Consider the following 20,446-nt stretch of genomic DNA (forward strand, 5'->3'; position numbering starts at 1 on the left):
AACGATAAGCCGCTGCATGCATTTTGCTTATTCTTTTTTCTTTCTTCTTACTTCTATCCGAGTGTGGAGACTGCCACTTGTGCAAAAAGAGACCTTAACTACTGTAAATCAAGTTAAGGTCTCTTGCTGTATGTTGGATCACTTTTTCAAAACCTGTTCCGTTTATGTGATTTGCTCAGGCAATCGTAAGATCGGGTTTACTCATGTCACTGAACATACCGGCGTAATATTTGACTTCCCCAGCTTCATTACGAATCGCTGTAATACTAAGCCATTCCTGATAGACCTCACCGTTTTTCTTCCGGTTCCAGATCTCTCCCTGCCAGTATCCTTTATCACGCAGTTCCTGCCACAACTGATCATAGAACTTTTTATCCTGCTTGCCTGATTTCAGCATGCTTGGCTTCTGTCCTACCGCTTCTTCAGCTGTATAACCTGTAACTGCCGTGAAGGCTGGATTCACAGAACGAATAACACTGTTCGTATCTGTCACCAGAATCGCTTCAATTGTATTCTCCAAAATGCTGGCAGACAGTTGAAGTTTCTCCTGATAGAACATCCAGATGACAAGCACGAGACTTACCAGTGCAATCTGGGATAACGCCATGAATCCAATCGCATAATGCCCTGTCATACTGTACAACAGTGTCAGCATCAATGGAGGGAAGAAACCACCCAAACCACCCATAGCTGAGATCATACCATTCGCGATTCCTGCTTGTTTGACGAAATACATTGGCACCAATTTGAAAATCGTACCGTTACCTGTCCCCGCGCAAAGCGCAACTGTCAGACAGCCTACTGTATAGATATAGAAGGATGGCGCGAAGGATAACACAATCGCCGCTACCGTCAATCCGCCAAATACAAACATTAATATTTTGAACGGATTAAATTTATCACCCAGCCATCCGCCAACCGGACGCATAATTGTTGCGACCAGGATGAATCCTGCGGTGCGAAGTCCGGCATCAACCTTATCCATCTGGAAATTGGTTACCAGGAAATTCGGCAAGTAGACGGTGAACGCCACAAATGAACCAAACGTTAGGAAATAAAAAAGACACAAGAGCCACAGCTTGTTATTGCGTGATACATCTTTTAGCTGCTGCATCAGAGGAAGGGTGACACGTGTTTCTTTTTTGTCTCCCAAAGCAAAGTTGAGTGCCGCCATACCAATTAAAAGAATACTGTAAAATAATACGGTTTTGGACCAACCCACCTGAGCAGCAACCAAAGGAGCTCCAAACGCCGAAAGCGCCGTACCCAGGTTACCAATACCATAGATCCCGTTAACAAAACCGTGACGCTCTTTGGGATAATACTTCGGTAATGAGGTTACTCCAACTGAGAACACAGCTCCACCGATCCCGAGGAAAAATCCCCCAATGACCAGATCACTGAAAGATGTTGCGCGGCTTACCCACCATACTGGAGCGAGTAACAATACAAAGCTGATCATGAAAATGTTACGTGCCCCGTATCGGTTCGTCCAATACCCAATCGGAATACGGGCAATCGAACCGATCAATACCGGAATAGCCGTTGCCCAAGCCAGCTGTGATGACGTAAGTACGATGTCTTCTTTAATGAAAGGCATGAGTGATGACAGAATCACCCATACCATGAAACCGAGAATCAGACTTGCGGTTTGCAAGGGCAGTTGAACTTTACCTTTTTGTTGCATTTACATCGCCCTTTCCTTATGTTGTTCTTGATTCTGATTCGGATACACGGCTCCGTCTCTTCTGCGATACAGCACGTAGCTACGTCTGAGATATCCGAGAGGCATACTCAGCATGTGAACGAGACGTGTGAATGGGAACACACAGTACAGCACAAATGTAAGCAAGATATGAACTTTGAAGTTCATGGGCACAGTTTGCATTAGAGCCGGATCAGGTTGGAAGACCAGAAGTCCACGCAACCATGGATTAATCGTTGTACGATAATCAAACCCACTGTGGTTTACCGCATTAGCGGATGTTGCCAGAATGCCAGTTACAATAACAATAATCAACATGGCGAGGGCCAGCCAATCCCCAACGCTGCTTGTTGCGCGCACTCTACGAGCCGTATAGCGGCGTACCAACAGAATAACCAAACCGGCAAATGCAATAATTCCTGCCGGTAATCCGCCGAACACAGCGCCCATATGATAGGCTTCGTCACTCAGACCAATCCAGTGGTAAAATTCGATCGGTACTAGCAAACCGGCAATATGTCCGCAGATGACGGCGAAAATGCCGATGTGGAAGAGTAAACTTCCCCATCGCAGCATACGTTTCTCCAGCATCTCACTTGATTTGGATGTCCAACTAAACGGATTGGTTACATATCTCCAGATGGTCGCTGTGATACAAAACACGATGACCATATACGGGAGAGCACCCCATAACATGAATTCCAGTGTACTCACCGACTGCCCCTCCTCATCAGCTCAACGATCTCGTTCAGACCGCCAAGCGGTTGTTTCTGTTCTTCTTTGCTTGGTTCAGGTACGTCCGAAACAGACGGCTCGGGCATCACCTGTAACATCAGCGTAAGGAGCGGCCCGTATGGACTGTTTTGTCCTGCAATACTTTCGGTCATCGATACCAGTGCTTTATGGCAACTGTCCAGAACTCCAATGGCATCCTGCTCCGGAGCCTCGGCAATGAATTCAAGCACCATGGGCAAGTAATCCGGGAGTTCGGTAGCTTCCATATAGAAACCAGCCGCTTCATATCTGCGTTTCAAATCAATCAGTGCTGGCCCGCGATCCCTCTCATCGCCATGCAAAGCATACGTCAGATAGAGATTCGATTTTTTATCAAAGTCAAAAGAACGAACATACGCGTCTTGCCACCGTATGGCATCTAGAGCCTGAGCACTACTGATGAAGGTTAACACGGTCTGCTTCACTTCTTCATCAGAGATCGAAAGAACAGCTTCCTGTACGCCTTGTAATCCCTCTCTCCACTCGGTATCCGGATATTGCAGCAGATAGGAGATCAGTTTGCAGACCATTCGTCTTGTTTCCGTGTCGTACACCGGCTTAACGATTGGTTCTGGATCGATATCAATTGTCATCGTTGTTGTCTCCTCTCCTATGAGAATACGCCGCAAGAACCCGGGCCGCCTGCAAAGTCAAGACCGCAGCTGCCTTGTTCACTGAAGAGATCCGCCACTTCCTCACGGTGAGCTGGTGGGATCACAAAACGATCATCGTATTTCGCGATAGCGAGCAGACGATACATATCTTCAACTTCCTGCGCACTCATGCCTACCATATCTAACAGGTCGGACTCACTTGTTTTGCCGGTTTGCTGGTTACGCATATGAATACGCATTACAGCCATTTTGCGCAGTACTTCACGAATACGTCCTGTATCTCCAGCAGTAAGCAGGTTCGCCAGATATTCAACCGGAATACGCATGTTATCAATCGCCGGGAAAATATCGTTTGCTTCGAGCGAGCTTCCTTGGCCTTCTACCCGGTTCGTGATCGGGCTTAGCGGCGGAATGTACCATACCATTGGCATCGTGCGGTATTCAGGGTGCAGTGGAAGTGCGATCTTCCAGTCAATCACCATTTTGTAGATCGGGGACTGCTGCGCTGCTATAATCCAGTCCTCTGGAATGCCTGCTGCCCGTGCTTCACGGATGACTTCAGGATCATTCGGATCAAGGAAAACATCCATTTGTGACTCATACAGATCCTTTTCATTCTCAACCGATGCTGCCGCTTCAATGCGGTCTGCATCATAGAGCATCAGACCGATGTAACGGATACGTCCGACACAAGTTTCGGAGCAGATCGTTGGCAGACCCGCTTCAATCCGCGGGAAGCATAGTGTACATTTTTCGGCTTTGTTCGTCTGCCAGTTGAAATATACTTTTTTGTAAGGACAACTGGATACACAGAATCTCCATGCACGACAAGCATTCTGGTCAACCAGTACGATACCGTCCTCTTCCCGTTTGTACATGGCACCTGATGGACAAGAAGACACGCAAGACGGGTTCAGACAGTGTTCACAGATTCGCGGCAGGTACATCATAAATACCTGTTCAAAATCCATTTTGATCGATTCCTCGACACCTTTCATGTTCGGGTCTTCCATCCCCGTTATATGAGCACCGGCGAGGTCATCTTCCCAGTTTGGACCCCATTCGAGGTTCATGTACTCTCCCGTGATCTGGGATTTCGGTCTTGCGACTGGCTGATGTTTTTTCTCCGGACTGTTGGTGAGTTTTTCGTAATCATAAGTCCAAGGCTCGTAGTAGTCGTCAATCGTTGGTTGATCCGGGTTGTGGAAAATGTTAAGCAAACGTCTGGCACGTGTACCGGATTTCAGCTCCAGCTTGCCATTTTTCATCTCCCAGCCGCCGCGATAACGCTCCTGATCCTCCCATTGTTTCGGATAACCGACACCCGGTTTCGTTTCGACATTGTTAAAATACATGTACTCTGCACCTGGACGATTCGTCCAGGTGTTTTTGCATGTCACGCTGCATGTATGGCATCCGATACATTTGTCCAGGTTCATGACCATACTGACTTGTGCTTTAATCTTCAAGCCAATCCACCTCCTGCAGTTTTCTAATGATGACGTTCAGGTCACGCTGGTTGCCTGTCGGGCCATAATAGTTGAAACCATAACTTAACTGGGCATAACCACCGATCATATGTGTTGGTTTCACGTGAATACGAGTCGGACTGTTATGTGTACCACCGCGTGTCTGTGATATTTTCGTACCCGGAACGTTAATGTGACGGTCCTGAGCGTGATACATAAAGGCTACTCCGCGTGGAATCCGGTGCGTAACAACTGCTCTTGCCACAACGACCCCGTTACGGTTGAAACATTCGATCCAGTCATTATCCACCAGGCCGGCGTCCTCAGCATCTTCATGATTCATCCAGATCGTTGGACCACCGCGGAACAACGTCAGCATCGGCTGTGCATCATAGTACATACTGTGAATGGACCACTTGTTATGCGGTGTCATGTAGTTCAGTACGATTTCTTTGCCGCCCTCGATCGGACGTTTGCTGTTTGGATGGAACGGTGTATGTTTCAGAATTGGTTTGAAGGTCGCCAGCGTCTCACCGAACTCACGCAGCATCGCATGGTCGATATAAAACTGTTGTCTGCCCGTCAATGTCCGCCATGGAATCAGACGCTCTACGTTGGTTGTAAACGGTGAATACCGCCGTCCGCCTTTTTCCGATCCGCTGAATGCAGGTGATGTAATGACTGTTTTCGGTTTTGAAGTAATCTCATCAAATGTGAAACACTCCTCCGAGCGCTCTTCTGCCAGATCCTTCAAGTGCAGTGCCGTCTTCTTCTCAAGTGACTCCCACGCACGTACAGCCATCTTGCCGTTTGTGGTGGTAGAGAGCGTCAGAATTGCTTCAGCAACGTTGCGATCTGTACTCAGATCTGGACATCCTTGTCCAATACCATCTTTTCGGTTAACACCGAGAATGCCTTTCAACTTCTCATACTCCTCGGTTGCAGACCATGAGATCCCCTTCGTACCAATCGGTTTATCCTTCACATTAGGTCCGAGACTGATCATTTTGTTGTAAACCGCAGCATAGTCACGTTCTACCACATGAATATGCGGCATCGTTTTGCCCGGAATAGCTTCACATTCTCCAGCACTCCAGTCTTTGATCTCACCGTACGGCTGCGCGAGTTCATCCGGTGAATCATGCAGCAACGGTGTAGTCAAAATCTCCTTCTGCGGTCCGTCGAACTGCTGTGCAGCCATGTCGGAGAACACACGTGCAATCTCCTTGAACGTATCCCAGTCGGAACGGGATTCCCACTGTGTGGCTACTGCCGGGTTGAATGGATGCACGAACGGGTGCATATCCGTACTGCTCAGGTCGCTTTTTTCATACCATGTGGCTGCTGGAAGTACGATATCGGAATACATTGCTGTACCCGCCATCCGGAAGTCCATATTGACCATAAGATCCAGCTTGCCTTCCGGAGCATGTTCCACCCACTCCACATGCTCTGGACGAAGTCCCAGATCATCATCATTCAGCAATCCGTTCGTGGCACCGAGCAAATGCTTGAGGAAATACTCATGTCCCTTACCTGAGCTTGAGATCAGGTTTGCTCTCCAGACAAACAGCACACGCGGGAAGTTCGCCGGGTCATCAGGCTGTTCAATGGAGAATTTCAGATTTTTATTTTGCAGTTCGGATGCCACGTAAGCTCCGATCTCTTCATTCGTTTTTGCTCCCGCATCCAGTGCATCCTGATGCAAATCAATAGAGTTCCGGTTAAATTGCGGATAAGACGGAAGCCAGCCCATGCGTGCAGCCATAACATTATAGTCAGCAACGTGCTCGAAGCGCGGATCACCCTCAAGTGCCGAGGTCAGCTCTCCGACCTTAGTCTCCTCATATCTCCATTGATCTGTTGCAAAATAGAAGAAGGAGGTACCATTTTGCAGACGCGCAGGTCCACTCCAGTCACGCGCAAACGCAATCGTCTGCCAGCCTTCCGCCGGACGTAGTTTCTCCTGACCTACATAGTGAGCCCAACCACCACCGTTAACCCCCTGACAGCCTGTCATCAGCAGCAGGTTGATAATGGCACGATAGATTACGTCAGAGTTGTACCAGTGGTTGATGCCGGCACCCATAATAATCATAGAGCGACCTTGTGTATCCACGGCATTTTGTGCAAACTCACGTGCGATCTGAACGACGGTATCCCGGTCAACCCGGGTGATTTTTTCCTGCCAAGCAGGTGTAAATGGTTTATCCTCTTCCGCTTCCATAACGACTCCTGCAACGATTTCAGTAGAGTCTGCTGAACGCGTCATTTCACGATCAACCCCATACTTCGCCAGCACGAGATCATAAACCGAAGTAACCGTAATCCAGCGATCATCAACCCAGATGCGGCGAACCGGGATTTGACGTTCCATTACGTGACTTCCTTCGTCATCGAAGTAAGGCAGTTGCACGGTTACGAGATCATGGTGCACACCGAGCATGGAAAGTCTTGGATCAATCGGCTCGCCGGTATCCACCTGCTCCATTTTGAGATTCCATGTACCTTCTTCACCCCAGCGGAAGCCCATACTGCCTTTTGGAATCGCATAGGATGCCGTATTTTCGTCATATACAAGGGTCTTCCATGCCATGTTGTTGCCCTGGATGCCCAGGTCTTCCCCAAGCAGGAATCGTCCTGCAGTGTTCACGCCATCCTTCTCTTCGACAATCAACAAATTCGGGAAGTCTGTATATTGCTTCGCATAGGACATGAAGTACTCCGTAGGATGATCCAGATAAAATTCTTTCAGGATGATGTGCCCCATTGCCATGGCAAGAGCTCCATCTGTACCTTGTTTTACGGACATCCATGTGTCTGCAAACTTCACATATTCGGCATAATCCGGACTGATGGATACTACTTTTGTCCCTTTGTAACGGGCTTCAGCGAGGAAGTGGGCATCCGGTGTACGGGTCATTGGCAAGTTGGAACCCCAGACCAAAATGTATCCTGAGTTGTACCAGTCGCTACTCTCCGGCACGTCTGTCTGATCTCCCCAGATTTGCGGGGATGCCGGGGGCAGATCCGCATACCAGTCATAGAAACTGAGCAATGGTGAACCTACCAGAGACAAGAAACGGGATCCAGCAGCGTAACTGACCATGGACATCGCTGGAATCGGCGAGAAACCAATGATACGGTCAGGGCCGTAATCTTTGATCGTATGAATCATGGAAGCAGCAATAATCTGTGTTACTTCGCCCCATGATGCACGAACCAGTCCACCTTTACCGCGTACCGATTTGTATCTCTTCACTTTGACCGGATCATTCGCAATGCTTGACCAAGCTCGAACGGGATCGCCATGAGTCTTCAGGGCCTCACGCCACATTTCAAGGAGCGCACCACGCACGTAAGGATGTTTCACACGTAATGGACTATATAGATACCATGAGAAGCTTGCTCCACGCGGACATCCACGCGGTTCAAAATCAGGCATATCCGGTCCGGTTGATGGATAGTCCGTCGCCTGTGTTTCCCATGTCACGATGCCATCTTTCACATAAATCTGCCAGCTGCACGAACCCGTGCAGTTCACGCCGTGTGTGGAACGCACCACTTTATCATGCTGCCAACGACGGCGATACACATCTTCCCAGTCCCGGTTTACCGGGGACATCTCACTCCAGCCTTCCGCGTTTTTTTCACGTTTGGCAAAATACTTCAGTTTGCCCATCCAGGGCATGCTTTTGCTGCTCATTGTTGTCCTCCCACAATTGTGACCTGTTGATGCTGGTCTTCCTATCCTCCAATCTGCGACATATGCCGCAGCGTAGGTGTTCCGTTAATCTCTTGCCCTTTTAAGGCTTTTACCATGTCATGAGTTTCGGGTTTGGAGCCGAGCGCCTTGTAAAATAAATCCTGCACCGCTTTGTCGTCACCAACGAGCGGGCGAACATTGTACTCATCCGACCAGTACAGACAAGGCTTAATGTTACCGTCGGCCGTTAACCGGAGCCTGTTACAGCTACCGCAGAAATGGCTGCTGACCGGATGAATCAGCCCGAATGTTCCAGCGGCTCCAACGATCCGGTAACTATCTGCTGGGCCATTGCCATACACATCACCGCAACTTTCGTAGTTCCACTTGGTTCCGCAAGTCTTCAGTACATGTTCAAGCGGCAAATAACTCGACTTCCAACCGGTTCCACTGTCTCCGATGGGCATGTATTCAATAAAACGAATATCAATTGGAGCTTCCAGCGTCATGCGTAGAAAATCCTCCACCTCATCGTCATTTACACCCTTCATCAGTACAACGTTTAGCTTGATGGGCTTGAATCCAGCCTTTTGACTGGCTTTGATGCCCTCCAGCACGCGATGTACCTTACCGCCCCGTGTAATACGCGCAAATCGCTCCGGCTTGAGCGAATCCAGACTAATGTTCACGCGTGTCAGACCTGCCGCTTTCAGCATCTCGGCATGAGCTGCCAAAAATATGCCATTGGTTGTCAATGCAATGTCTTCAATCCCTGGAATAGCGGATAACATCGCAACCAGTTGATCCAGCCCCTTGCGAACGAGAGGTTCTCCGCCAGTCAATCGCAGTTTCCGTATGCCTAGCGGAGCAAGTGCCTGGACAATCGATGTAATTTCTTCATAGGACAAAATGCGTTCTGTCGGTTCAAACTGCATTCCTTCTTCCGGCATGCAATACACACACCGCAGATTGCAACGATCCGTAACGGATATACGCAAGTAATCGTGCACACGTCCAAAAGGGTCTATTAGTTTTGATTCCATACACGTACCTCCTTTCTCTCGGGTGCTGTCATGACATCGCTAAAGGAGAACACTCGCTTCCTCACATGTATTGTCAATCATGGGCTAAGCATAATGATGTCTGGCTTTGCTAACTGTGCAAAATATCACAAGAACTGAAACATAACGCACAGTTGCACATTTATGAAAGCTCCGCAAGCCTTTTCCGAACAGGATTTCAGTCCAAATAAGGCGAGATTATGACAAAAATAAAGGTGTGAGCAGGCTCACACAGCCTCGCTGTCTGCTTTTCTATAATCAAGTTGCAACACCACACTAATCCCAATTTGGAGGAATGACCCATGAACACATACGCTGCAACCATTAATGCCACAGAGTATCCACCTCATTTGAAACATAAAATTATCTTTGAAACGTTTGAAGCTCTTCAGCCTGAGGAAGCGATGTTACTCGTTAACGATCACGATCCAAAACCGCTCCGCTTCCAGTTTCAATCGACACATCCTGACGGCTTTGACTGGGAGTATATCGAACAAGGTCCTATAACGTTTCAGGTCAAAATCACTAAACGATAGATTGGAGTTGAACGGGAATGGCGCATGTTGAAATCATTAACGAGACTACACTGCGTCTGACGCTGGGACTCGAAGATGCTGTATCCATGATTCAGATCGCTCAGCGTGAGCAGGCAGCCTATGCACAGGAGATCATTACGATTTACGAGAAAATGCCCGTGTTCGAATTCACTCATTTCTGCTTCTATGCCTATGACAGTGCGAGACTGTTTGAACGTGTGCTTGAGATGGACCCCAAAACCTATCTCTCCTTCTCCCTGGATGCACCTGATTCATTCTTCTATGCCCTGTACGGAGGCATGGCCGCTTTATATGAATCTTCGATCAAGCTGGTTCAGCAGACGCAAGCAGCTACGGCAGTCAGCACCGAAACGGATGTGAACGTTCATGCTTGAAACCGACGTTAATATTGTTGAACTGGACGTACGCCCTCATCTGAGCAAAAAACTGGAGCCTTTTCAGCTCATTATGGATACCGTTAAAGAACTGAAACACGAAGATGTATTGGTCCTGCATGCGCCGTTCAAGCCGACTCCATTGCTTGGCATTCTGAAAATGAAAGGATACTCCAGTACATCGGAGCGTCTGGAATCCAATCATTGGGTGACCACATTTGTGCATAAAAAAAATAAAACCGCTGCAGAGAAGATTTCTGCGGCGGTTCAATCCAATACGTTGGCTCGAACTGAATTAACTTCATCGTCGATTGAGGATTCGGGTTCAGGGGATGCCATGAATTCCTGTGAAGGGCAACCTCCAGCAATAGCTGAACCTTCGACATCCGAGGTCTTGTCAGATGAGCCCATAACACAGGAACTGAAAGAGCCAACCATTGTACTGGACAATCGCGGACTGGAGCCGCCCCAGCCAATGATGCGCACATTAGCTGCACTTGAACGTTGCAAACCGGGAGAAGTTGTACTTATTCATAATGACCGCGTACCCGTTTTTTTGATCGAGGAACTGAATCAGCTCGGTTGCCTCTACACCGTTGAGGACCAGGCGGATGGTACAGCCAAAGTCAGAATTGAAAAAGGGTAAGGGGGCGAAAGCCATGTCCAGGTTGCCGTTTCTTTTTATCATCACGGGCATCGTTGGATTTGTAATGTATCACGCCTTTTCCTTGCTCTCATTGACAGGCTGGCTAGGTGATGAATTAAGGGGACCCGAAGGCTGGTTTCATGCGCATTTGTTCGTACTCGGATGGGCCACCATGCTGGCGATGGGTGCCGTTTATCAGTTGATACATGTCATTTTACAAACGAATATATATAGTACAGTGCTTGGTTACTGTCACTATTTCTTGTTCACCGTCGGTGCTACAGGCATGTTGATTGGTTTTATTCGCACAGATGTAATCTGGATTGCAGGTTCAGCAACGCTTGCACTATCCGGCATTTTGTTATTTGGCTTGAACATGGGTATCACCCTCTACCGTGCTTCCATATGGAACCCTGTAACGATCAGTGCAGCATGTGCCTGTCTGTATCTTGTACTTACCGGATTATCTGGCATGCTGATGGGACTGAATTTTGCTTTTGGCGACTGGAATGGTCTGCATCAACGATTGTTTGGCGCACATATCTGGATGGGAACCCTTGGATGGTTTGGCATGTTAATTACCGGGTTCAGTTACAAAATGCTGCCGATGTTTTATTTGTCCCATGATTTCTCTATCCGATTGCAAAAGATGGTTCTGGTCCTGTGGAATGCTGCTGTTATTACAGGAGTGATCGCATTCCTGACAGGTATCCAAGGTGGCTTGCTCTGGTTTGCGCTTTTGCTTTTGACAGGAGCATTAATCTGTTATGTGTATCATCTGGAGCAAATTCAGGAGAAACGGCATAAAAGCAACCCTGGCCCCGGAATCCGCTGGACGGTCTATGTAGGCCGTGCCTTGCTCGTATATTCCATGGCTCTGTTAATCTATAGTGCGCAAGATGTAGAGCTACTCCTTGATTCACGCGTTGTGCTTCTGACTGGCTGGGTATACCTTGGAGGCTGGGTATCTCTGACGATCCTCGGGTATGCTTCCAAAATCGTGCCTTTTCTATGGTGGACCCACAAATACGGCAAGCTTGCCGGACGTCCTGGCACTCCACTCATGGCTGGCATGTTAAGTGAAAAAAGGATCAATCATGGAATACTTGCGATGGTCGCAGCCAGTCTGCTCTTAGTCAGCGGTATTCTGATTAATTTGGCGGAAGTGATGATGGTTGGCGGAACATTACTGTCTATGATCTCTATCGTGTATATTTCAAATATAGCCTTGGTATTCAGACGTTAACAAGATGGATTGGAGCGTGGAAAAGATGGAACAAACCTCACATTTACTCGAGTATTTAAAAGAAGTATATGACCCGGAGCTTGGTGTCAACATCGTTGACCTCGGCCTTGTGTATGAAGTAAAGGAAGAACCTGAGCGCATTCAGGTGCGAATGACGCTGACTACGCCAGGATGTCCGCTGCATGACACCATCGTTGGTGCGGTGAAATGGGTTTTACAAGAAAATACCGACAAAACCGATATTGACGTACAGGTGGTATGGGAACCGCAATGGTCTCCGCAGCTGATGTCCAGAGAAGCCAAAGAAATGCTCGGATATTTTTAAACAGGTGTTTATAATTAAGGATGTCGGCACAAGGATATATGTCCAAACAACTCTGTCTGATGAACATCAATACCCGAAAAAACGTACCCAAGCTCTGATCCAGTCAGGCCAAGGTACGTTTTTGTATGTGTTCCTTTTCACACGGAAAGGAGAGGCACTTCACCAAAGAAAAAGAACTCCTCGCGGAGTCCCCATTCCCTATTATCCATCCGGCTCTATCGGATATTAGATATCCTTGGCGTAAGAAGCTTCCGGCACTTTATTCAATACCACGAACAAACGAACTTCCGCATCACTTGTGTTATGGAACGCAAATTCCGTCTCTCCTCCGCATGATACCACATCTTCTGCCTGAATCTCATGCTCTATTCCGTCCAGAATCAGTGTGCCCTTGCCTTCAACAACAAGCAACGTGAGGTCTGCACCGGGATGTTTGTGAACGGGAAGCTGTTGTCCTGGCAGAAAATGAAGCATGAAGGTTACACCGCCTCCTTGTTGAAACAACACCCGTTTCGTGAAACGTTCCGTACTGTATGCTTTAACTTCTTGTAATGACGTGATACTCATGATCATCATCCTCCTGTATTTGTTCTGGTTATGTATTCATCTTATCGCAAAAAAACCTGCAACTCCTTGATTCAAATCAAGAAAATGCAGGCGTGAATTTAGGATTTACATTCTAAAATATCACTTGTTTTATATATCAGTAAATACAAGAACAAATACCAATATAATATATATCCATACTATAATAGAAGAAACTCATTCATATTACCAATTGTCCTCTCTTTTCCGCCAAACCAATCGTTGCGTGCACACCCGAGTTAAATTCCAGAAAATCCTGCTCCACCCCGTCACTGAAAATAACTCCATCCTCCGGCATTTGTGAAACAATGTGAAGGGGTTGCTTCGCATGAATCTGTCCAAACACGAGATTTGCCGCCGTGGTTCGACTCGGGAACGGTTCACGTACCGTAAAATATAAATAACGGGAATCCCACGAAAACTCGTTCTTGTTCAATCCTCCCTCAGAAGCCGTTCCTCTTAAATCAACTGATCTTTCATCACTAGTCAATTGCTGGTGCTCCCCCCTGCTCACATGTTGCCAAGCCGCTGAACGGACAATACCTGAAGCACCAGCCAGCACACTCTTAAACCATCCGGTTGATCCCATGCCTGTAGATACAATAATACCGCTGGATGATTGATTTTCAGTGGAGGCTCCCAAACGCACTTCATAACGGGCAGATACATGTGTCTTCCGACCAATAAAGAGATCATTGACACCGTACAGCACCTGCCCGTCATTCAGCTCAACTTTGGCAAGGGTGACTTCCTTAAGCGAGCGCTGTCTACGTATCACGTCTGGAACAATGAAGCTTAAATCCTCCACTGTAAAAGGCAACAGCACCCCGTCCCACCGCATCGGATCTGGATTAACACCGATAAGCGGCTGCTCGGTAACATATTTCAACGTATTGGCAACCAGACCATCCTGTCCGACCACTACTACAATATCTTGCTCTCCAAAAATAAAGTTTGGCACATGCTCCCGGTCAATCATCTGAACACGTCCAAGTTGACTCAGTTGTTGCTGAGCAAGCTGTATCGATTGCTTATAACGGCGATCTTCCTCGACGTAATCGCTAAAGTCAGCACCAAGACGTTCAATGTAAAACTGAGCCTGCTGTACAGTGTTGTAACGTACAATCATTTCCTCCAGCCGGGTTCTGCGCTTAACCAAAATTAATTTATGCTCACTCATGGGTTCATTTATCTTAACCATCTGTGATTCCACCTCCCGCTTTCCCTTTGACTTAAGGAAAACCATTATTGATTTTTTTGGTTTTTTTGAATTTTTGAACTTGTCTCACTTGTTTCATTTGTCTCACTTGTCTCACTTGTCTCACTTGCCCGACTCACCAGATTGACTTGATTATCTGACACGTTTTGACTAACTCGACTGGATCGTATAAACCGTGTTCTGGAAGCGGATAGATTGGTTTGTTTCCCCCATCCAACAATCATCGTGTTGCCCCTCCCTTACCTCTTCCTTCTGCTGGTGCCATCAGACCCTGTAGCAGATCTGGTGAGATATTCAGCTGCCCGATTTTGCCAGCATTCTCGGCCAGTTCCTGGAACGCAAGTGCAATCAGTTTATCCGAATTCATGCCCATATTGGCCATGGCCTGTAATACGTTCGGCTGTACATGCTGAAGCGAATTCATGACTGCTGCAATCTCATACGCTTTGGCATCCGCTTCCGCATTCTGATTCGCAATGGTGAGCTCGATTAACTGTTGCTTGCGCTCTTCCATCGCGGTATTAAACTGGAGCTGCTCCTGTTCCATCTCGTTCTGCTTCTGTTTCACCGAGCGTTCGGCCTGTAATTGGGTTTCCCGAATCTGTTGTTTCTTCGTCTCCACCGCAATCTCGGTATTCAGTTCATTTTCTTTCACACGGCGTTCCTGCTCAATGGAAGCATTGCGCCGCACATATAAAGCTTCGTCGGCCTGCTTCAGAATTTCTTCCCGCGCCTGTGCTTCCAGCGCACGCATCGTTTCCTTATTAGGCAAAATAGCCAAAATGGACAGATTCATCAGCTCTACGCCCAGCTTTTCCAACTCTTCATGTTGTGCGACCTCTCGTTTCATGTTGCTGGCAAGCCGTTCGCTGGATTGAATCGCTTCTTTTAACGGCAACTGCTCCAAATATTTCTTCGTGAGCACTTTTGCTATGGTAATCACCCGCTGATCCAGCTTGTGAGGATCGTCAGACATATATTGATTTTTGCGCAAATTGTACGTGTAATTCAGGCTCTGTGTAATCTTGCTGTAATCCATAATGCGATAGCTAAGCTGTCCCTGTACGGTAACCGTCTGATAATCCGCTGTAATCTCTTCAAACATAAACGGCACATCCACCGAAGAAACAGGCAATACAACCACCGAAGTCGTCGGCTCATAATAATAAAAAGATAAGCCCACGCCTTGGCGCTGTACCTTGCCGTTCTTCACTTTCATAACATATTCACTCGGCTGAAACTTTACAAATCGGAATCCTAACATGGCTCATTCCTCATTTCTTATTAATGTCGTTTTGATATTATCGAAATGATAACAAACGATCTCGATATTGTCAATACGACATTAACAAATTCCGCACGAAAAAAGAGACCGAATCTTGGATTCGACCTCTTTCTTGTCTACATGTTATTTACTTTCCATTAAATCAAGTTACCGTTTCTAATACAGCTGTTCCATCAATCTCGCTACTGCAACGGCGCCTTGCGCACGATTAGCGGTTTGCTTGGGAGCAAATGTGTTATCAGGCAAGCCGTTTAGCACACCGAGATGCGACATGAATGCCACGGCGTCTTTGGCATAATCGGCAATATCTGCTTGATCTCTGAACTTCATCTGACCCGTGTTTACAGTAGCAGAGTTGTTATTACGTTCTGCTGCTTCCATCGCTCGATGTAGCATAACACCCATATCCTGCCGGGAAATGAGATCATTCGCACCGAATGTTCCGTCCGCTCTGCCCTGAATAATGTTCATTGCAAGACCTGCGCGAACCGCATCCGCATACCATTGATCTGACTTGACGTCTGTCGGTAGTTGGGTAGCCGAAGAATCAGTGAGATTTGTTTTGCCAATCCCTTTAACGAGCATCTGTAAAAATTGGGCACGGGTGAGTTCACCCTGCGGTTCAAAACGTGTGTCACTCATTCCCGCGATGATGCCTTTGCTATAGAGATGTTGAACCTCTTGAATTGCCCAGGCGTGTTGCTGCAAGTCGGTTAACGGCACTTCAATATTGGTTATAACGTAACTTCCAGGCTTAGACGGCTTGAATGCCATCGTAGCTGTGGTCTGCTCATACTTCGTATACGTCACAGGATGGAGTTCACCGTTTGTTGAGATGGAGTTGACAACCATGACCGTATGATCTGTTTTGACAGGTTGCACATCGGACAAAAGCACTTCAACCGTCTTGTCAGCCCACTGGATTGACTTGTTATTGAGCAGCATCTGCACATCAACTACAGGATGATTGCCCATATTGGCTCGCTGGGTATCGTTCACTTGCGCAGCTGAGCCTTCCGCAACGATAACGTCAAACGTACCTGTGTTCTCGGCAATCGTGAGGGGCAGGGACCGAAGCGGGATCCGAACTGTCGTTTTGCCTGCAACCACCTCAATAGACTGCACTTCCTCTGAACGAACCCATGAAGAGAGCTGACCTGCTGGTACTTGGAACTTCACTGTTTTGGAACTGTCTGGTACATCGGCCACCAGCTTCAATGTACGTTTACCTGTGTCCATTGATTTCAAGGCCTGAGCAAGCTCCGCTGTACTTGGACGCACCGCATATGTGCCATCTCCAGTTGCTGTTCCTTTTACAATAATAGAACCGCTCGCAGTTTCGCTACCAGGTGTTGGCTGAGGAGTAGTTGATGGGTTGTCCGTACTTGTTGAAGGTGCCGATGACCCGGACGGATTACTAGGCTGAGATGGCTGTCCTGTGCCCGGATTTGTCGTCTGACGTGCCAATTGTGCCATGGCTTCCTTCAGAAGTTGTTCCGCACTGGTGAGCTCTTCTTCTGTAGCTTCCGCATCCAGAACCAACTGCTGCGCTTGCCCCAACGCTTTACTGAACACACTCCAGCTTGAGGCCGTGTAATCCGTTTGTTTCAATGCTTCCGCAGATGCAACGGTTGATTTCAATACGGTCCTGTCACCCGGAATTGTGCCATATGCCTCAAATTCCATGAATCCAACCCATGTCGGACCAGCTGTAATGGTTACACGAATATAACGCCCATCTGTTCCCTCGGGGAGAACATGACTTGGGGATGTCGATACGACAACATCACTGGTTGTATCCACTACGGTCTTGAAATGCTCATTATCATCGGAGACATCTATTCTGTATTTGATCCCACCGCTCCACATCGACATTTCAATTTTCCGAAGATTGGCAACCTGTCCCAAGTCCACCTTCCACCAAGTATCGTTACCCGGGCCCTGATCCGTTCCCCATGACGTATTTGGATTATCATCAATTGCACCTGACGGGGCGTTGTCTTTACCGCCTCCATTTCCAGCACTACTATATGCAGTAGCGGTTTTACCCGTGGTCAAGGCTTCTAGTTTAACCAGATTTGTAAAAGCTTGTTTTAATGTATCCAGTGCTGCATTTTCCTGAGATTGCATCGCATCTGCTTGGTCTCTCACCTGAATAGCAGCCTGTAAAGCTTGCTGTAGAACTGACCAGCTGCGGTGTGTATATGAAGATTCATTTTCCAGCTGCATGAGCTGAATGTACTGGTGCAGTTCTGTTTTATCCACGTCAGACAAGCCCTTAATGGCTGCTTCGAGACGCTCTACCGCTTTATTTGCATCAGTCTGAGTAGCTCGTGAGTTAGCCACAACGGATTTTGCATGTTCCAGTGCTTTACTGAATACGCTCCATGTTGCATCCGACCAGTTATTCCGTTGAATCTTCTCTGCTTCTGCAATTGCCGCTTGAAGTGGCTCCAGTTCTGGTGTAATCACGCCAAGCTGTAACATCACATTTTCCAAAGATGCTGATGCAGCATCGGTTTCCTCTTGACTCACACCACCTGACGTATACGCTTTGGCGTATACCCCTTTAGCTTCAACAATTGCAGGAGCCAGACTGCCCCAGCTTTCTGGTGTAAAATCACTTTCTACAAGCGAGTTTGCTCGTGTCAGTGCCGCTGCGAGCTGCTGCCGATCTGTCGGCATCTGTTCCATTCCTCTTTTGTACACATCGAGTGACCATAACGCTCTTCCTTCATAAGAATGCCCGCCATTCGCTGGATACTCATCGTAATCAAACATGCCCTGGTTCTCCCACGCATCGCCTTCGGATGCAATCCAGCCTACATCTGCCGGAATCCATGCCGGCTCCCAGTAAAAGAAACCTGCACCGCGATTATTCGGTACATTGGCAATCAAATCCATGATGCCAGCGATGGCATCGTATTGACCTTGCACTGTTGCCGGGAATGTGGCTCCACCATGAAAGAGCGCTTGATCCGAACCAATAATATTTCCATGCGCGTCCCCGTTTTTATAAGTGAACGGATAAGACGTTTCAGCTATAATGACATCTTTCCCAAAGGCTGCTGAAACTTCGTTCATCGTTTTCTGCACATCGGCAAATGTCCCGTGCCAGAACGGATAATAGGATAGTCCAATGATGTCATAATCGGAGCCCAGTCCTTGTTTTTTCAACTCCTCAAAATACCATTTGAATGTCTCTGCCTTGCCACCTTCAGCCAGATGAATCATGATCTTCGCCCGATCAGCTGCATTAACGTTTCCTTCAACTGCGCGAACCCCGTTGATTCCCTGCTTCAGCAAAGCTGCATTTTCCTCAAAATTCACATCGCTGCTTAGTCCATTGAGGAGACCACTGTTGATCTCGTTACCAATCTGCACCATATCCGGCATGGCTCCTGCCTTCTTCAGATCCCCAACGACTTCAACCGTATAATCATACACCGCTTGCTTAAGCTCTTCGAAACTTAACTTTTCCCACGCTTTCGGTCTGAGCTGTTGACCCGGGTGTGCCCACTCATCGGAGTAATGGAAATCCAGCAGCACCTTTAACCCTTTTTGCTTCGCGCGTACGGCCATGGTGATGACGTCAGCTTTATCGTTATAGCCGCCTGATTTTTGTGGGTCATTCCACAACCGCAGACGTACATAATTGACACCTCGATCTTTGAGAATATCAAGCAAGTCCCGCTCGGTGCCGTTGATATCCAGGTATTTTCCACCTTTATCCTCGATAGCCGTGAGTGTGGAAATATCGACGCCCCTCACATAATCGGAACGATAACCTTGTACAGCAACTGTTGCTTCGGGTTTAAGATTCGTACCATATACGGTACCCGTGACAGAGAATGAACCTGTTTTTTCATATTTCGTTGGATCAACGCTGTCCCATGTGACAGGAACGAGACCCGACTTATCATTCTTATAGTTGGCCTTGACTTCCGCAGGCAGAATCGGCGCACTTCGTGGAAGTGTGCTCACTTGAACGGAATCAAAATGGGTAATATTAGCCGGTTCCATGCCCTCCGATTCTCCCCACACTTTAAACTCCAATATTTGTGGCCACGCTCCGCCCTCTTTATAAAAGGCTATGTTGAGCTTAATGTATCGTACATTATTTTGTTGAAATGTCAGATCAGCAATCTGTTTCGCATCTGCATTATCACTTTGATCCGTAACGGTAGACCAATGCTGCTGGTCAGCAGACGTTTCAACCGTATACTTCACTACCGTACTGTCTCTCCATGTTATTTCCGCTCCGGATAGATTGTACGTTTCACCCAGATCTATGATGACCCACTCCGGTTTTTCAGCAGTTACTCCCGTTTCTGTACTCCAATAGGTGCTCGCATCCCCATCTACCAGATGCGTTTTATCGCCTCCCCATCTTTTTTCATCCGAACTCACCGTTACCGTTTTGTTCAGCGCGATATTATTTTTTGCCGCCTCTGCGGGCCTGGCAATCAGACCCAGATCACAGAATAACAACAACAAAACAAGACAGCCGCTTATGTACCTTTTGTTCACCCTTGATCTCCCCTTCTTGTGTTTGTTTGTGCTTGGATCAATGAATGTCATGAATCCTCCCCATTGTAAGCGCTTCATGATCCTTAGCAACACGGCATTATGCAAAGGAAACAGCAGTTTTTTTAACAATGTCGACTTTTCTAACCATAATCCAGCCTAGCGTAATCCTTATTTTCCAGCGTCAGGGAGATGAACAGGTGTATTCTTTTTCCCAACAAAAATATCAAAAGCAAAAAATCTGTTTGCCCGCCCGGAGGCGGAACACAACAGATTTAGTGGCTTACTATATTAAAATCGTTTAATAGAATTGTTTACTAGAATATTTCAATAGAATAGTTTAAATCCATCTA

Annotated in this window: 15 protein-coding genes; 5 read left to right on the forward strand and 10 right to left on the reverse strand. The window is 47.4% G+C overall.

Annotated elements, in window-relative coordinates; translation table 11 throughout:
- Positions 1-175: 175 nt before the first annotated feature.
- From MHI38_RS04685 to moaA, 6 genes are read right to left on the reverse strand one after another with little or no spacing between them, the layout of a single operon-like run.
- Positions 176-1,687, reverse strand: a complete 1,512-nt coding sequence (locus tag MHI38_RS04685; RefSeq protein WP_308723367.1) for a nitrate/nitrite transporter — start codon at positions 1,685-1,687, stop codon at positions 176-178.
- Positions 1,688-2,401, reverse strand: coding sequence for a respiratory nitrate reductase subunit gamma (gene narI, locus MHI38_RS04690; RefSeq protein ID WP_090917322.1), 714 nt, complete (start codon positions 2,399-2,401; stop codon positions 1,688-1,690).
- Between the two features lie 14 nt (positions 2,402-2,415).
- Positions 2,416-3,072, reverse strand: a complete 657-nt coding sequence (gene narJ, locus MHI38_RS04695) for a nitrate reductase molybdenum cofactor assembly chaperone (protein ID WP_090917002.1) — start codon at positions 3,070-3,072, stop codon at positions 2,416-2,418.
- A gap of 17 nt (positions 3,073-3,089) precedes the next feature.
- Complete coding sequence (gene narH / locus MHI38_RS04700; RefSeq protein WP_090917004.1) at positions 3,090-4,562, reverse strand: nitrate reductase subunit beta; 1,473 nt, start codon at positions 4,560-4,562, stop codon at positions 3,090-3,092.
- Positions 4,552-8,268: a nitrate reductase subunit alpha gene (locus tag MHI38_RS04705; RefSeq protein WP_308723369.1), complete on the reverse strand. Its 3,717-nt coding sequence runs from the start codon at positions 8,266-8,268 to the stop codon at positions 4,552-4,554. The genes narH and MHI38_RS04705 overlap by 11 nt, the downstream gene beginning before the upstream one ends.
- A gap of 41 nt (positions 8,269-8,309) precedes the next feature.
- Complete coding sequence (gene moaA / locus MHI38_RS04710) at positions 8,310-9,311, reverse strand: GTP 3',8-cyclase MoaA (RefSeq protein WP_090917008.1); 1,002 nt, start codon at positions 9,309-9,311, stop codon at positions 8,310-8,312.
- 320 nt (positions 9,312-9,631) lie between these two features.
- Here moaA and MHI38_RS04715 point away from each other — a divergent pair, with 320 nt between their 5' ends.
- The 5 genes from MHI38_RS04715 to MHI38_RS04735 are packed head-to-tail and all read left to right on the forward strand — an operon-like array spanning position 9,632 to position 12,477.
- A complete protein-coding gene (locus MHI38_RS04715) occupies positions 9,632-9,865 on the forward strand; it encodes a DUF2249 domain-containing protein (protein ID WP_090917009.1) in 234 nt (77 codons plus the stop codon).
- Positions 9,866-9,882: 17 nt separating this feature from the next.
- The gene (locus MHI38_RS04720; protein ID WP_090917011.1) at positions 9,883-10,260 is read left to right on the forward strand and encodes a hypothetical protein; all 378 of its coding nucleotides are present in this window, start codon (positions 9,883-9,885) and stop codon (positions 10,258-10,260) included.
- Complete coding sequence (locus MHI38_RS04725; protein ID WP_308723370.1) at positions 10,253-10,906, forward strand: DUF2249 domain-containing protein; 654 nt, start codon at positions 10,253-10,255, stop codon at positions 10,904-10,906. Before MHI38_RS04720 ends, MHI38_RS04725 begins: the two co-directional genes overlap by 8 nt.
- Positions 10,907-10,919: 13 nt before the next feature.
- The gene (locus tag MHI38_RS04730) at positions 10,920-12,152 is read left to right on the forward strand and encodes a hypothetical protein (protein WP_341181008.1); all 1,233 of its coding nucleotides are present in this window, start codon (positions 10,920-10,922) and stop codon (positions 12,150-12,152) included.
- Positions 12,153-12,177: 25 nt separating this feature from the next.
- Positions 12,178-12,477: a metal-sulfur cluster assembly factor gene (locus tag MHI38_RS04735; protein ID WP_145413227.1), complete on the forward strand. Its 300-nt coding sequence runs from the start codon at positions 12,178-12,180 to the stop codon at positions 12,475-12,477.
- A gap of 225 nt (positions 12,478-12,702) precedes the next feature.
- Here MHI38_RS04735 and MHI38_RS04740 read toward each other — a convergent pair whose 3' ends face one another.
- From MHI38_RS04740 to MHI38_RS04755, 4 genes are all read right to left on the reverse strand, one after another.
- Positions 12,703-13,044: a cupin domain-containing protein gene (locus MHI38_RS04740; protein WP_308723372.1), complete on the reverse strand. Its 342-nt coding sequence runs from the start codon at positions 13,042-13,044 to the stop codon at positions 12,703-12,705.
- A gap of 199 nt (positions 13,045-13,243) precedes the next feature.
- Positions 13,244-14,263, reverse strand: coding sequence for a sugar kinase (locus MHI38_RS04745; protein ID WP_445667201.1), 1,020 nt, complete (start codon positions 14,261-14,263; stop codon positions 13,244-13,246).
- Positions 14,264-14,501: 238 nt separating this feature from the next.
- On the reverse strand, positions 14,502-15,545 hold the full coding sequence (locus tag MHI38_RS04750) for an SPFH domain-containing protein (protein WP_154890562.1): 1,044 nt from the start codon (positions 15,543-15,545) through the stop codon (positions 14,502-14,504).
- Positions 15,546-15,722: 177 nt separating this feature from the next.
- A complete protein-coding gene (locus MHI38_RS04755; RefSeq protein ID WP_341181009.1) occupies positions 15,723-20,096 on the reverse strand; it encodes a glycosyl hydrolase 53 family protein in 4,374 nt (1,457 codons plus the stop codon).
- Positions 20,097-20,446: the final 350 nt, after the last annotated feature.

Source organism: Paenibacillus sp. FSL K6-1558, assembly GCF_038002565.1.
Lineage (GTDB): Bacteria > Bacillota > Bacilli > Paenibacillales > Paenibacillaceae > Paenibacillus > Paenibacillus polysaccharolyticus.

Bases quoted from the DNA above. Each gene is read 5' to 3' on its own strand.
- MHI38_RS04685 (WP_308723367.1), bottom strand. From the start codon at position 1,687: ATGCAACAAAAAGGTAAAGTTCAACTGCCCTTGCAAACCGCAAGTCTG.
- narI (WP_090917322.1), bottom strand. From the start codon at position 2,401: ATGTTATGGGGTGCTCTCCCGTATATGGTCATCGTGTTTTGTATCACA.
- narJ (WP_090917002.1), bottom strand. From the start codon at position 3,072: ATGACAATTGATATCGATCCAGAACCAATCGTTAAGCCGGTGTACGAC.
- MHI38_RS04705 (WP_308723369.1), bottom strand. From the start codon at position 8,268: ATGAGCAGCAAAAGCATGCCCTGGATGGGCAAACTGAAGTATTTTGCC.
- moaA (WP_090917008.1), bottom strand. From the start codon at position 9,311: ATGGAATCAAAACTAATAGACCCTTTTGGACGTGTGCACGATTACTTG.
- MHI38_RS04715 (WP_090917009.1), top strand. From the start codon at position 9,632: ATGAACACATACGCTGCAACCATTAATGCCACAGAGTATCCACCTCAT.
- MHI38_RS04720 (WP_090917011.1), top strand. From the start codon at position 9,883: ATGGCGCATGTTGAAATCATTAACGAGACTACACTGCGTCTGACGCTG.
- MHI38_RS04725 (WP_308723370.1), top strand. From the start codon at position 10,253: ATGCTTGAAACCGACGTTAATATTGTTGAACTGGACGTACGCCCTCAT.
- MHI38_RS04730 (WP_341181008.1), top strand. From the start codon at position 10,920: ATGTCCAGGTTGCCGTTTCTTTTTATCATCACGGGCATCGTTGGATTT.
- MHI38_RS04735 (WP_145413227.1), top strand. From the start codon at position 12,178: ATGGAACAAACCTCACATTTACTCGAGTATTTAAAAGAAGTATATGAC.
- MHI38_RS04740 (WP_308723372.1), bottom strand. From the start codon at position 13,044: ATGAGTATCACGTCATTACAAGAAGTTAAAGCATACAGTACGGAACGT.
- MHI38_RS04745 (WP_445667201.1), bottom strand. From the start codon at position 14,263: ATGGTTAAGATAAATGAACCCATGAGTGAGCATAAATTAATTTTGGTT.
- MHI38_RS04750 (WP_154890562.1), bottom strand. From the start codon at position 15,545: ATGTTAGGATTCCGATTTGTAAAGTTTCAGCCGAGTGAATATGTTATG.